This window comes from Bifidobacterium actinocoloniiforme DSM 22766 (assembly GCF_001263395.1).
GTDB lineage: Bacteria > Actinomycetota > Actinomycetes > Actinomycetales > Bifidobacteriaceae > Bombiscardovia > Bombiscardovia actinocoloniiformis.
On sequence record NZ_CP011786.1, the window covers coordinates 1,121,067 to 1,134,704 of the forward strand.

Genomic DNA, 13,638 nt, shown 5'->3' on the forward strand with positions numbered 1-13,638 from the left:
GCTGCGACCTGCCTCAGCCAGCCACGACCGCCGGACGCACGTCAGTCATGCTCACATCGTCGGAGACGAGGCGCTTGCGCTGGATGAAGTAGGACCAGATGAAGTAGGCCAGCATAATGGGCAGGAAGATGCACAGCACGATGGTCATGATCTTCAAGGTGTAGGGCGAAGCGGCGGCGTCCTTGATCAGCAGGTCCTTCGACGGATCCGTCGCCACCATGACTCGGGGGAAGATGCCGTTGAAAATCCAAGCGATCAGGGCCATCAGCGTCACGCCAGTCGCGGTGAAAGCGTAACCGCCCCGCTTCTTGAAGGTGCTGACATGACCGCAAATCGTGGCCGCCAGAATCACAACGGTCAGCAACCAAGTGCTGACAGGACGCAAGCGGTAGAAGTCGGTCATGAACATGGCCAGGACCACGAAGATCACCAGGGCCGGGTAAGCGATCCAGTAGAGCTTCTCCGAGGTGTTGAGCATCCGGCGGGAGTCGCCAGGCCCCAGCTTCAGGCTCAGGAAGTGCAGGCCATGCAGGAAGCAGAAGAATACGACCGCTACCCCACCGACCACTGAGAGCCAGTTGAAGACGCCGAAGAAACCGACCCAGGCGTTGCCTTGGTCATCCATGGGAACGCCCTGGATGAAGGAGGTCAGCATCATGCCCAGGAAGAAGGGCGCGAAGAAGGAGCCAATGAAGTTGGCCCACTGCCATACGCCCCTCTCCCGGTCCGTAATCGCGTTGTTGGCGAACTCGAATGATACGCCGCGTAGGATCAGCGCCACCAAGACCAGGAAGAGCAGGAGGTAATAACCGGAGAAGAGGGAGGCGTACCACAGGGGGAAGGCCGCGAACATGGCGCCGCCAGCCGTGATCAGCCAAACCTCATTACCGTCCCAATGGGGGCCGATGGCCCGCATGAAGAGCGCTCGTTCGTCACCGTCCCTCGCCAGGAAGCGGGTCGCCATGCCCACGCCGAAGTCAAAGCCCTCCAGCAAAAGGAACCCGGCGAAGAGCAGACCGATAACGAAGAACCACATACCTTGCAGGAAGCTCATGCTAATGCCACCTTCCTTTCAGCGGCGCCGGACACATGGGCGGCAGACTCGTCACCCTGGTCCGTCTCATAATAAGGACCCTGATGGAGGACGCGGCGGGTGTAGAAGACCATCACCAAGCCCAGGACCAGGAAGAGCAGGAAGTAGACGATCACCGAAAAGAGGACCTCAGGCGCCGTGGTCGTCGGTGAGACAGCGTCCGCGATTGTCTGATAACCGTACACGATCCAGGGGTAGCGGCCCATCTCCGTAACCATCCAACCCGAAGTGCTGGCCAGGAAGGGAGCGAAGGTCAGGATGCCCATCACCCACAGCTTCCATCGGCTGGTCCACATGGTGTTCTTTTTCTTCCGTGTGAACCAAAGCACCAGAGCCGACACCACCGCAAAGGCGAAGCCGATGCCCGCCATCATTCTGAAGACCCAGAAGAGCGTGGTGGTCGGCAGGTAGTAGTTCATATCCTTGCCGAACTTGGCGTCATACTTGGAGTGCAGCTCCTGGTTGACCGCGTCCATGCCCTTGACCGAACCGGACTCCTTGCCGTAGTAGAGCATAGAGCCAAAGCCAGGCACCTCCACGGCCTTCTCGACCTTGTGGTCCTTCTCGTTAATCAAGGCCACGGCCTGCCAGGGGGCGGGGTCGCCGGTGTTGTCGTAGATGCCTTCGATGGCGGCCAGTTTCATCGGCTGATCATTGACGATGAACTTGCCTTGGAGGTCGCCGTAAAACACCACGCAGCAAGCGCCAATCAGACCGATGACGGCACCCACGCGCAGGGAGCGGGTGAACAGATCAACCTTGGCGGCCTTGACGCCGTCTACCTCGACAGCGGCGACATCCTTCTTGTTCTTGACGTGCATGCGCAGCAGGCTCCAGGCCGAGCAGCCCATGACGACGAAAGCGCCGGTGCAGACAGCGGCGAAGAAGACGTGCGGGAACTCAACCCACAGCTGCGGGTTGCGCAGCAGGTCGGCGAAGCTGGTCAAGCGCACGTGGCCGGTCTCCTTGTTGATCTCAAAGGCGACGGGGTGCTGCATGAAGGAGTTGGCGGTGAGAATCCAGATGGCGGAGATGATGGAGCCCGCATTGGTCAGCCACATGAAGACCATATGCCAGACGGGCTTGAACCGATCCCAAGTGAACATCCACACGCCGATGAAGGTCGATTCGAGGAAGAAAGCCACAAGCGCCTCGATGGCCAGAGGGGCTCCGAAAATATCGCCCATGAAGCGGGAGTAGTTCGACCAATTCATGCCGAACTGGAACTCCTGGATGATACCTGTGACAACCCCGACGGCGAAGGAGAGCAGGAAAACCTTGCCCCAGAACTTCGTCATCGTCTTATACACTTCCTTCTTGGTCACCACGTACATGGTTTCCATGATGGCCACGGCCAGGCCTACACCGATGGTCATCGGCACGAAGAAGAAGTGGTATACGGTTGTCATCGCGAACTGAAGTCGCGATAACGTCAACACACTCATTTCCTTCCTTCCCTTCTCTGTAATACTTCGGAAGAATTGTCAGGGGCAGCAAGTGGGCTGTCAGTTGTTTCCTAATACTGTTTTCACGTCGGCAACCTCAAGCACTGAGCGGTCGTTGACCATCTTCTTAACGATGCCAACAATCCAACCCTTGAGCTTCCAGTGTCCCATGAAATCGATCTGGGCCACGCCGACCTTGGGGCCCAGGGAGCATACCGTGCCCACGCTCTTGAAGGAGAACTTGCCGGTAGGTCGCCCGGTCAGCTCGGCGACCACATTCGCGGCCGCGCAGTCGGCTTGGGCGATCGAGACCTGGGCGGTGGTCGGATAGGGCCGACCACTGGAGGGGTCCAACACCGCGCTGACATCACCGATCAGGAATTCCCTGGGATTGCCCTCCACGCTCAGGTCGTCTTGGACGACCACGCGATTGCGCTTGCTTGAGTAACCGGAAGCGGGAATCACGCTGCTGCCCTTGACGCCAGTAGCCCAAATGATGGTATTGGCGGAGAAGGTGGCGTCATTGCTGACCACCTGTCCGGGGCGAATGGCGGTAATGGGCGTGGAAGTGTGGAAGACGACGCCGTGCCGGCGCAGATAGTCAGTGGCCCAGTCGGCCAGCTTGCGATCGAACATGGGCAGGATCTTGTCAGCGGCCTCGATGCAGCCGATCTTGACCTTCTCCATGGGGAAGTCGTAGCGCTTGGCCAACTCCGGCAGTCGGTAGACGAGCTCGCCCAAGTACTCGATGCTGGTGAATCCGGCCCCGCACACCAGGATGCTCAGGTCCAGGTCGTCACCGCTGGTGCGGTAACGGGCCAGGGTCTCCTCCAGGTGACGGCGGGCGGCCAAGGCCGTGTCCACGTCGACCAGAGGCAGGCTGTTCTCCTCAACGCCTTCGATGCCGAAGCTTTCGGACTCGAATCCGAGCGCATTGAGCAAGTAGTCATAGGCGATGGGCGGATGGGACTTGAGGAAGACCTGGTGGCCTTCCCTGTCCACGCGCTCCACTTCGTCAATCACCACGTTCACCTTCTTGGGGACCGCCGTCGCCATGGGGAAGCAGATGTCGGCCTCCTCCTTAGTGCCAGCGGCCAGCTGGTGCAGTTGGGTGGACTGGTAGTGGTAGGGATGCTTGTTCACCAGTACGATGCGCGCTGGGACTTTGGCATGAGCGAGTTTCCTCGCAGCGCGCAAACCTGCGTACCCGCCACCCAACACGGCAATCGTTGTCATAAGTTCCTACCTTTGCTTGCGCTTCGCTGTCGCAGCATTCGGGCGTACTCCTACCGGGACCAACGCCTCGGCAGAGGCAGCCCGGCCGCTGTAGATATGACTCCAGTATATAAGAAAGTAAAGGTTTTGAACAATGCTGAGGGCGCGAAACCCGCAAAATGCGAGTATTTTGTAGTGAACACCACATTTCCCCTTGGGCCGCCAGCGCAGAAGCGCCCGCGCAGCCTGTGCCCCCAAGGAAGAACGGAGACGTTCCCGCTCCCTGCTGGGTGCACCAACGCCTGGGCGAAAGGGCTTAGTACACAAAAAGCTGGCCCGTTTTCACGGAACCAGCTGCGTATCGCGCTTATGCGCTTCATGGCTGGGGTACCTGGACTCGAACCAAGAATGGATGAACCAGAATCACCTGTGTTGCCAATTACACCATACCCCAATGGACTCGCGGCAACTGCTTGCAGCAATCGCCACCAGACCGTCGTACCCCCGACCGGATTTGGACCGGTGTTGGCGCCGTGAGAGGGCGTAGTCCTAGACCGCTAGACGACGGGGGCTTACCTATCCGCCGCGCCATGACCCGGTTCAATGGGCCACGAACACAACGAGTAGAAGTATATGTTACCCGAGATTCTGGCGCAAGTTATTCAGCCTTCGGAGTGTCGTATCCTTACCGATAATCTCCAGAGACTCGAACAACGGCGGGGACACCCGGCGCCCGGAGACGGCTACGCGCACAGGACCAAAGGCCAAGCCCGGCTTATAGCCTGCCTCGTCCACCAGGGCCTTGGTCAGGAGCTCGTGCAGGTGCTCTGCCGACCAGTCAGCCTCAGCAACCGGTGTCAGCGCACGAACGGCCAGCTCCAGGACCTGTCCAGCCGAATCCTTGAGTTGCTTGCGGGCATCGGGGGCTGGCTCGATATAGCCCTCTTGACGCAGCAAGGAGCCGACCATGCCGGAAACCTCACCCAGCAGCCGCACGCGCGGCTGGACCAGCGGCGCCGCAGCCGTCAGAACCGTGCGTTCCCGCTCGGTCAAAGCATCCCACGAATCGGCGGAAATCACGCCGTCACGCTTGAGATACGGAAGGGAGCGGTTCAGGAAGTCCTGTGAATCCAACATACGGATATGCTCCGCGTTGATCGCCGTGGCCTTATCGATGTCGAAATGGGCCGGATTCGCCTTGACGTCGCGGATGTCGAAGTGCTCGACCAGCTCGTCCATGGAGAAGACATCCCGGTCAGGAGCGATGGACCAACCCAGGAGAGCCAGGTAGTTAAGCAGGCCCTCGCGGATGAAGCCGTGCTCACGGTGGAGGAAGAGATTGGACTCGGGGTCCCGCTTGGACAGCTTCTTCTTCCCCTGGCCCATCACATACGGCATATGACCGAACAGGGGCGTGCCCTCGGCGATGCCCAGCTCGGTCAGGTAACGGTAGAGCACCAGCTGGCGTGGGGTGGACGACAGCAAGTCCTCTCCGCGCAGGACCACATTAATCCGCATCAACGCATCGTCCGTCGGGTTGGTCAGGGTGTAAAGAGGATCGCCATTGGGGCGCACAATCACATAGTCGGGCACCGAACCCGCCTTGAACTCGATCCGCCCGCGAATCAGATCGTCGAAGGCCAGGTCCTCGTCGGGCATCCTGATGCGCAAGGCGGGCTTGCGGCCCTCGGCCTTGAAGGCGGCCTTCTGCTCTTGCGTCAGATCACGGTCGAAACCATCGTAGCCGAATGCCTTGGGGCGGCCTGCGGCCAAGTTGCGGGCCTCGATCTCCTCAGCCGTGGAATATGACTCGTACGCATACCCAGCCTCAAGGAGTTTGCCGGCGACATCCCTGTAGATGTCGCCGCGCTCGGACTGGCGGTAGGGGGCGTACGGGCCGCCCACCTCCACGCCCTCGTCCCAATCCAGGCCCAGCCAACGCATGGCATCCAGGATCTGCTCATAGCTCTCCTCGGAATCACGGGCGGCATCGGTGTCCTCGATGCGGAAGACCAGGGAACCGTGAGAGTGGCGGGCCTGCGCCCAGTTGAACAGCGCCGTGCGGACCATGCCAACGTGCGGGGTACCGGTAGGCGAAGGGCAGAACCTGACGCGCAGGTCCTTGGGCAATTCAGGCTTAACGTTCTTGTCGTGCTCTTGACTCATAGGAACCATTGTGCCCCGGCAACCCGACGTTGGCCGGCCGCTGGCCGGGACCAGCCAAGCGCCCGCTCAGCCCCTGGCCTGCTCCTGCTGTCTGTCCTTGCTGTAGTGCTCGGGGATGAAACGGGTCTGGTCATGAAGCTTGGGCCAGATGACGACCTCGCCGGCCCGAAGCGAGCGCGGCACGTCGATGATGCGCTGGTTCGAGGAGCCCCGGAATTGCAGGAGGGAGTTCTTCTTCGTGTCGATATAACGGCCGTCGACCAACACGTCCACGTACGACAGGAGCTCCGCCTTGTCGGGGGTCTCCCCAGGGCGCATGAGCTCCTCCCAGGTGTATCCGGTCCAGCACCAGATGTCTTTGCCATGGCCGAACTCCTGCCGCACCCGCCGCGCCAGCCTGAGCAGCATAGGAGTGTTGAGCAGGGGCTCACCACCCAGGAACGTGACGCCTTGAACGTAGGAAGGGGCCAGGTCTCGGATGATGCGGTCCTCCAACTCATCCGTGTAAGGCCGCCCCGCCTGAAAGTCCCAGATGGAAGCGTTGTAGCAGTTCTCGCAGCGGAAGGGGCAGCCGGAGACATAGATGGAGCAGCGGATGCCCTCGCCATCGGTCATGACGAGAGGCTTGTAATCAGCTACGATGCCCCTGCTGAGCTTGCGGCCATCCCACTGCCCCGCCTTGGGATTGTTGGTCAGTTCGCTGGGCACGCTTGGGCCACGATCGTTCTCGTCCGGGGCGAAATCCCGGTGAGAGTTCTTCGCCGGGTCCTTGGTGGCGGTGAAACCTTCGGACATCATCACATTCTCCTCTCCCCCGCCCGCCCCGCGCCAGCGGGCCCACACCAGGCAAGGCAATCGCGGGCCGCCGTCCCTGGCTGCACCCGCGATCCCTTACTGCCTTGATTATTCTTGAAGCGCCGACCACTCACTCCTCGACGTTGTCGAACCACTCCTTGGTGGAACCGTCCTTGAGCACCACATGGCCGGTCTGCCCTTCCATGTGCTTGACCCTATGGGCGATCTCCTCGTGACGGCCGTGGACCATAGGCCTCTGGATCGGATTGCCCAGGTAGCCGCAGGTGCGCTTGGTCACGTTTGACTTCTCCGGGTCGTCATTGCCGCATTCGGGGCATTTGAAACCCTCTTCGGTGGGTTCGAAGTCACCCTCGTAGCCGCAGGCGAAGCAGTGGTCGATGGGCGTATTGGTGCCCAAGTAGCCGATGCCGATGTCGTATGCGTAGTCCCAAACCGCCTCAAGGGCCTTCGGGTTGGGCTGGAGGGAGGGGAACTCGCAGTAGTTGATGAATCCGCCCGAAGCCAGGTAGGGGAAGTCGCGCTCGTAGGAGAGCTTCTCCATAGGGGTGGGACGCAACCAGACCGGGTAGTGGAAGGAGTTGGTGTAGAAGTCGTGGTCGGTGACGCCCTCAACCTTGCCGAACTTCTCCTGATCCAGCCGGCAGAAGCGGTCGGTCAGGGACTCGGCCGGCGTGGAGTAGACGGAGTAGTGGTAGCGCTCGGCCTTCTCCCACTGCTTGCACAGTTGGTTCATCCGCCGCACGATGGAAAGGGCGAACTCCTTGCCTTCCGGGTCCCAGGAGTGGTCCTGCATCCAATCCTTGCCATAGAAGACCGCCGTCGCCTCGTACAGGCCGATGTAGCCCAGCGAAATCGTGGCGCGTGAATCGCGGAAGAGGGTATCGACCGAGTCGGTGGGCTTCAAACGGCCGAAGGCACCGTACTGGTAGAGGGTGGGCGCGTTGATGGGAGTGGCTTGCTTGCAACGCATGATGCGGAACTGCAGGGCGTGGTGGGCCACCTCCATACGCTGGTCGAAGAGCTTCCAGAAACGGTCCTTGTCGCCGCGCGATTCCAGGGCGATGCGCGGGATGTTGACGGTGACGACGCCCAGGTTCATGCGACCGTCCTCCTCATCCTCGCCGGTCTCGGGGTTGACCCAGCCCTGGAGGAAGGAACGGCAGCCCATAGGGGCCTTGAAGGAACCGGTGATCTTGATCAGGTTCTCGTAGAAGACGACATCCGGGTACATGCGCTTGGTGGAGCATTCGAGCGCGAGCTGCTTCATGTCGTAGTTGGGATCGCCCTCATCCGCGTTCAGGCCGTGCTTGATCGTGAAGACCAGCTTCGGGAAGATGGCGGTATGGCGGTCCTTGCCCAGACCACGGATGCGGATAAGGAAGATGGCGCGCTGGATCTCCCTGGCGAACCAGGAAGTGCCCAAGCCGAAGCCTACCGTGACGAACGGGGTCTGACCGTTGGAGACGCGGTTGGAGTTGATCTGGTACTCCATGGTCTGCATGGCGTCGTAGATGTTCTTGCGGGTCAGGATCTTCGCATAGACCTGGCGAGCGCGCACAATGGCCGGCGCATCCAGGTCGAAGGGGGCGTCCTCGCCGATTGGGGGGCGGTCGTCCATGTGAATCCAGTCGGATTCGCGGGCCTTGAGGCCGCGGACCACCTCCCGGGCCAGTTCAATGGGCTCCTCGTCCGGCAGGACGGCTTCGGCCATCTTGTAATTCTTCTCGTAGTCCAGCTTGGCGTACCGTTCCAGCATTTCATCGGCGCGGTTGACGGTCTGGCCGCCGTACTGGGAACCGGCGATGTCCTTGATGATCTGCGTGATCTGCGTGGCCGCCGTGCCGATGGACTTGGGGGAATCCATCATCGCGTTGCCCAGCTCGAAGCCGTTGGCCAGCATGTCCCCGAAATTAGGCAGGGAGCAGTTGGTCTCGGCGGTGAACGGCGAGTAGTCGGCGTCATGGAAGTGGATGTCACCCTTCAGGTGGGCGTTGGCCACGTCCTTGGGCAGCATCTTCAGGGCCGAGGCCTTGGAGACCGCGCCGGCCAGCAGGTCGCGCTGGGTGGCGTAGACGTTGGCGTCCTTGTTGGCGTTCTCCCGCACCAGCGACTCGTCCTTCGAGGTGAGCCTGTGGACGGCCTCATTCACATCGGTGGCCTTGGCCCGTTCGATGTCGCGGCTCAGGCGATAGGAGGTGTAGGCTCGGGCGATGTCGTAGTAGTGGGCGTTGACCAGGGCGTGCTCGACCAGAGTCTGGATATCCTCAATCTTGACCGGGTTGGTGTAGCGGTCGCGAATCTCCGACTCGACCGACAGGGTCATGGAGCGGATCGCCTGCTTGACCTTGGGGTCGATTTGAGTGTTGACATCCTTGAATGCCGCCTCGACGGCGTGCATGATGTTGATGGGGTCGAAATCGACGATGCGGCCGTCCCGCTTCTCCACCAGGATGCCATCAACGGCGTTGGACGTCCCCAGGACCTTGCTCCCCTGCGTCCGATCCGTCATCACCTGCGTATCCATAATCCTCGCCCTTCCAAGCCGCGCTGAGACACCCGCGCTTACTCACAAACCACATCTGCGTCATTTCCCGCAGCATCCCCAGCCTAGCACGGAAAAGCACAATATCTAGTGAAAAACGAAAAAACCATCACTATATCTAGTTTCTCATGGAATTACGGGAGCAAGCTCACAGCTTATGGCTACGCTCAGACAGAGCCCGGAAGCGCAAGATGGCGCACGTACCGAGCCGGCACCCCGACAGCCTCCGAACCCGACACGCGCACCCGACACCGCCCTCATCCTCGCACCCCCACCAAGACCAACCGGGGGGGGGGGCAACACACGCACCGAGCCGGAGCCCCACCCGAAAGAGCGGGACACCGGCTCGGCTATAGCAAATCGGACCTCAGGCGGCCGCGCGCGGCCGCCGGCGGACCCGGAATCAGAACTCAGTCACCATGCCATCGTAAGAGGAGATGAAGCCCTCCTTGACGGCGGCGGCTTGCATCTGCTCATAGGTAGCCAGACCGTTGTGGGAGAAGTGGTTGGCTACGAAAATCGTGCTATCGTCAGCCAGCCCCATTTCGACCATGCGGTCCCGGACCTTGAGATTGTCGGCGAAGTTCATATGCACATCGGACTTGATGGGTTCCAGGGCGTGCGTGCAGTCAAGCGAAACATAGTCGTACTTGAGGCCGGCGTCCTCCATGTCCTTCCATGCCGACTCATAGAAGGGGGCGGTGTCATGGGCGTAGAGCAGGGCCTTCTCGCCATCGGTGATGCCGTAGAAGAGGCAGTCCCCAAAGTGGTGGCCGTGCTTGGCCTCGAAAGCGTGGACCGTGTACTCCTTACCGTTGGACGCCGTCACCGTGACCGCATCGCCAGGGTGCAGGCTGTGATAGGTCAGCCTGGAGTAGTCGTAGTGCTCCTCCAGGAAGAAGGCGCGCTCATAGAAGCCCTTCACCGTCTCCGAGCCATACACATCCATATGGGTGGGGTTGTCATTGGCATACCAATCCATCCTGTAAGCCAAGTCCTCGCCGTAGAAGTGGTCGGAGTGCCAGTGGGTGATGAAGAGGGTGGTGATGCTAGGCAGATCGAAGTGCTCATCCACGAAGTGGTGGTAAGTGTCCCCCGGGAAATCCAGAAGAAGGGAATCGTCCACCAAGGCCTGGGACTGGGTGCGAATCTCCTTGCCGCCCACCTCACTGGCGTGCTTGCACAGGTCGCACATGCAGAAGATACCGGGAATGCGTTCGGCCGCCGCGGTTCCAAGATGTTGCAATTTCATAATTGAACTCCTTTTCTCACTTTCAGGAAAACTGGCTGGGAAGGAAAGGGAGGGGCTTCCACACCCTCCCTTATGCCCTCAGACCTCGATGCCTGCGGCCTCTTCCAGGCGCCGTTGCTTCATGATCACCCTGTTGCCGAAGGTGCATGCCACGATTCCGACCAGGCTGAAAGCAGCCAGCATGATGAAGATGATCTTGTAAGCGGTGCGGGTGTCAAAAGCATCAATGATGGCACCGAACAGGGGGTAAGCGAAGAACGAGGGGCAGTAGCCGATGAAGGAAGCGATCGACATGGCCGTGGCGGAAATGTCGGAGTCCACGCCGCTTTCACCGATTGGCGCATAGTAGACAGCCCTGAGCGCCACGCAAATGAATGTGACAGCGCAGCAGAGCACCACGACTGGCAACATCCAGCTCGACGTACGTGGGGTCATGACGATGCACACGCAGATGACGGCAACGATGACGTAGAGCAGGGTCATCCACTGGGGGGTGGTCTTAAAGCGCTTGGTGGCCAGAACGCCAGACAGGGCCGCGGCGATTAGACCGACCAGACCCGAGTTGACGGTGCCGAACAGGCCGGCGGCCGCATCGGAAAGGTGGAAGGAGTTCTGGACGAAGGGCAGGAAGTAGGTGTTGGCCGCAACGTAGATCAGGTAGGTGGCCGCCGCGCCGAAACCGGTGGTCCAGACGATCGGCAGCTTCATGGCCTTAAGCACCATGGACACGCCGTTACGATCCTGCTTGTGGTCCTTCTCATCCTTCTGATCGTGCATGAAGTCCTTGGGAATGAACTTCAGCACCACGAACGAGTACAGCATCATGAAAATCGGGTAGATGGTCATGGAGAGCCGGGCGCCGAAGAGGTTGGAACCGCCGACGGTGAAGAGGAAGAGGGTGAACCAGGTGATGATCAGCCCCATGCCGGAACGGATGGCTTCCTGGACGCTGAAGGCAGCGGCCTGCGTTTTCTCTGTGGCCAGGCCCTTGGTCGACTTCTGAATGGTGGGCCAATAAATTGCGTCACCGAAGAAACCATAGGCGGCGAAGGCCACTACCAGGAACCAGTAGGGAAGATTGGGGACCAGGCCCAGGATGAGGGCGAAAATGCCGTAGCCCCACAGGTCGACGGCGATCAGCTTGCGGATGGGCAACAAGTCCTGGAGCCAGCCCAGGAGCGCGTATCCGAAGATCTGCACGAAACCGATCAACCCGAGCAGGAAGCCTAGTTGCGCGTTCGAGACGCCCAAGGCGTGCCTGAAGGGTTCGTATATAACGCTTTTAATACTGGACCACCAGTAAATGGAAGTGGAAAACGTAATGACCAAGAACAGACCGAATCGATGTTTATCCATCCCCAGGTAGTTCAACAGCACTCTCATGGCACCGCACCATCCTCTTCGATAGGAACTCTTCTCCGCAACAGCGACATTGCTTCGCCACCACGAGTGAATATGACAATTCCGAGATAAATCATCGTAAGGCCAACGAAAACATCTCACTGAGGCATGAAATCAGTCTAACCTCCTCACGTTTGGTTTACAAACCGATAATTTCACATGATGCACCGGTTCGAGACCCAAGCCGCCGAAACAGCTAGGCCCAAACAAGCGCCCAGGCACTGGCGCACCTGGCTTGGAAGGTCCTGCCCAATCCCCTGTCCGATCCACACCCCTATGTCCCTGAACAGCCACGACTTCCCGGCGAGTCTCGCAGGGAGCGACCCTTGGACGCGCCTATCTCCTGCCTTGAACCTATACTGGATGCAGCTTCGCGCGGTTGGTGGCAGCAGCCGCGTGCCCCAAGGATTCAGGCAGGCGAGCGTCCCATCAGCGGGCCGCCCGCCGGCGATTCGGCAACTCGCGCGGGCTCCTCACCTTCCCGACCAGCGACCCGGAATCGCGTACACGCGCTGCAAGCGCGAAAGGCAAGGTGATGGGCCAATGAGGATGAGCACACGCAAACGCACCGGGGCCAAGGCCGGAGGACGGACCGGCCTTCTGCAGTCGCGACGGCCAGGCAGGGCAGTGGCCGTGATCTGTTCCTTGGCCCTGGCCGTCGGCGCGCTGGCCGGTTGCGGCGCCGGCGCCAAGGCCCAAGACGGCGAAGACATCTCATTCATGCTGGACTGGACGCCCAATACCAACCATGTAGGCATCTACACGGCCCAGCGTCAGGGGTATTACAAGCAAGCCGGAGTCTCAGTCAAAATCCTCCCGACCGCCCAGGCCGGCGCCGAGACCTCGGTCGAAAACGGTGTGGCCGACGTGGGCTTCTCGAAGCTAAGCAATTTGGCCGCTTTCAACGCCCAGGGCGCGGATCTCAGGCAGGTGTTCGACATCGGGCAAAAACCCATAGGCCGCTGGTGCTCCCTGGCCTCGCGCACCGACATCAAGACCCCTAAGGACTTCGACGGGAAGACCTTCGTCAGCTTCGGATCGGCCGAGCAGACCGCGGTCGTCAAGCAGATGATCAAGAACGCCGGTGGCCAAGGAGACTTCCAGCGGGCCACTTCCGGCACCTCCACCTTCGCCACCCTGACCTCCGGCAAAGGAGACTTCGCCGGTTTCTACGTGACCTGGGAGGGGGTGCAAGCCGACTTGAAAGGCCCCAAGCTCCACTGCTTCGTCCAGTCCGACTGGGGGGTGCCCGGCAATCCGGACCAGATCGGCTTCGTAGTCTCCTCCAACTGGCTGAAGCAGGAAAGCCACCGCCAGGCCCTGCGCCGGTTCGTTCAAGCCAGCAAGCGAGGCTACGACTGGGCCCTGGCCCACCCGGACCAGGCCGCCGACATCTTGGTCGAGCAAGCCCCCGCCGCCCGGATCGACCCCCAGCAGGCGCGCGCATCGATGGAGCGAATCGTCAAGGAAGGCTACTGGACAGGCCAGCCTGGAGCCACGACTCTTCCTGGAACGGTGGATATGGGGCAGGCCCAGACCTACCTGGACTTCCAGCAGACGGCCGGCTCCTACCAAGACGGCAAGGGCGGCAAGCTCAAGCGAGCGCCGCAGGCCAAGGACCTCTGGACCGACGAGTTCGTCAAGTGAAAACACAACCAACGCAACGACCTCGCGCCGCCCAGGCCGCTGGACTCCAATCCAGGCCCAG

Annotated in this window: 9 protein-coding genes and 2 tRNA genes; 1 reads left to right on the forward strand and 10 read right to left on the reverse strand. The window is 60.7% G+C overall.

Going from position 1 to position 13,638, the window contains the following annotated elements; translation table 11 throughout:
* Positions 1-13 precede the first annotated feature (13 nt).
* The 10 genes from cydB to AB656_RS04675 all read right to left on the reverse strand — a co-directional run bounded on the left by cydB (position 14) and on the right by AB656_RS04675 (position 11,912).
* Positions 14-1,054 (reverse strand): cytochrome d ubiquinol oxidase subunit II, encoded by a 1,041-nt coding sequence (cydB, locus tag AB656_RS04630; RefSeq protein WP_033503611.1) that lies wholly within the window; start codon positions 1,052-1,054, stop codon positions 14-16.
* Complete coding sequence (locus AB656_RS04635; protein ID WP_033503613.1) at positions 1,051-2,538, reverse strand: cytochrome ubiquinol oxidase subunit I; 1,488 nt, start codon at positions 2,536-2,538, stop codon at positions 1,051-1,053. Before AB656_RS04635 ends, cydB begins: the two co-directional genes overlap by 4 nt.
* Before the next feature lie 60 nt (positions 2,539-2,598).
* Complete coding sequence (locus tag AB656_RS04640) at positions 2,599-3,774, reverse strand: NAD(P)/FAD-dependent oxidoreductase (RefSeq protein WP_033503614.1); 1,176 nt, start codon at positions 3,772-3,774, stop codon at positions 2,599-2,601.
* A 358-nt stretch (positions 3,775-4,132) separates the two neighbouring features.
* Positions 4,133-4,207: transfer RNA gene (locus AB656_RS04645), tRNA-Gln, on the reverse strand.
* Between the two features lie 45 nt (positions 4,208-4,252).
* A tRNA-Glu gene (locus tag AB656_RS04650) sits at positions 4,253-4,325 on the reverse strand.
* 64 nt (positions 4,326-4,389) lie between these two features.
* Positions 4,390-5,919 carry a glutamate--tRNA ligase gene (gene gltX, locus AB656_RS04655; RefSeq protein WP_033503615.1) on the reverse strand — a complete coding sequence of 510 codons (1,530 nt, stop codon included), beginning with the start codon at positions 5,917-5,919 and terminating at the stop codon, positions 4,390-4,392.
* A gap of 66 nt (positions 5,920-5,985) precedes the next feature.
* Positions 5,986-6,714, reverse strand: coding sequence for an anaerobic ribonucleoside-triphosphate reductase activating protein (nrdG, locus tag AB656_RS04660; RefSeq protein ID WP_081924967.1), 729 nt, complete (start codon positions 6,712-6,714; stop codon positions 5,986-5,988).
* Positions 6,715-6,844: 130 nt separating this feature from the next.
* On the reverse strand, positions 6,845-9,244 hold the full coding sequence (gene nrdD / locus AB656_RS04665; protein ID WP_236681921.1) for an anaerobic ribonucleoside-triphosphate reductase: 2,400 nt from the start codon (positions 9,242-9,244) through the stop codon (positions 6,845-6,847).
* A 436-nt stretch (positions 9,245-9,680) separates the two neighbouring features.
* Positions 9,681-10,529, reverse strand: a complete 849-nt coding sequence (locus tag AB656_RS04670) for an MBL fold metallo-hydrolase (RefSeq protein ID WP_033503617.1) — start codon at positions 10,527-10,529, stop codon at positions 9,681-9,683.
* A 78-nt stretch (positions 10,530-10,607) separates the two neighbouring features.
* Complete coding sequence (locus AB656_RS04675) at positions 10,608-11,912, reverse strand: MFS transporter (RefSeq protein WP_033503619.1); 1,305 nt, start codon at positions 11,910-11,912, stop codon at positions 10,608-10,610.
* Between the two features lie 561 nt (positions 11,913-12,473).
* Between AB656_RS04675 and AB656_RS04680 the strand changes: the two genes are divergently transcribed.
* The gene (locus AB656_RS04680; RefSeq protein WP_236681850.1) at positions 12,474-13,577 is read left to right on the forward strand and encodes an ABC transporter substrate-binding protein; all 1,104 of its coding nucleotides are present in this window, start codon (positions 12,474-12,476) and stop codon (positions 13,575-13,577) included.
* The last annotated feature ends 61 nt before the right edge of the window (positions 13,578-13,638 follow it).

Coding starts and splice junctions, on each gene's coding strand:
- cydB (WP_033503611.1), bottom strand. CDS start 1,054: ATGAGCTTCCTGCAAGGTATGTGGTTCTTCGTTATCGGTCTGCTCTTC.
- AB656_RS04635 (WP_033503613.1), bottom strand. CDS start 2,538: ATGAGTGTGTTGACGTTATCGCGACTTCAGTTCGCGATGACAACCGTA.
- AB656_RS04640 (WP_033503614.1), bottom strand. CDS start 3,774: ATGACAACGATTGCCGTGTTGGGTGGCGGGTACGCAGGTTTGCGCGCT.
- gltX (WP_033503615.1), bottom strand. CDS start 5,919: ATGAGTCAAGAGCACGACAAGAACGTTAAGCCTGAATTGCCCAAGGAC.
- nrdG (WP_081924967.1), bottom strand. CDS start 6,714: ATGTCCGAAGGTTTCACCGCCACCAAGGACCCGGCGAAGAACTCTCAC.
- nrdD (WP_236681921.1), bottom strand. CDS start 9,244: ATGACGGATCGGACGCAGGGGAGCAAGGTCCTGGGGACGTCCAACGCC.
- AB656_RS04670 (WP_033503617.1), bottom strand. CDS start 10,529: ATGAAATTGCAACATCTTGGAACCGCGGCGGCCGAACGCATTCCCGGT.
- AB656_RS04675 (WP_033503619.1), bottom strand. CDS start 11,912: ATGAGAGTGCTGTTGAACTACCTGGGGATGGATAAACATCGATTCGGT.
- AB656_RS04680 (WP_236681850.1), top strand. CDS start 12,474: ATGAGGATGAGCACACGCAAACGCACCGGGGCCAAGGCCGGAGGACGG.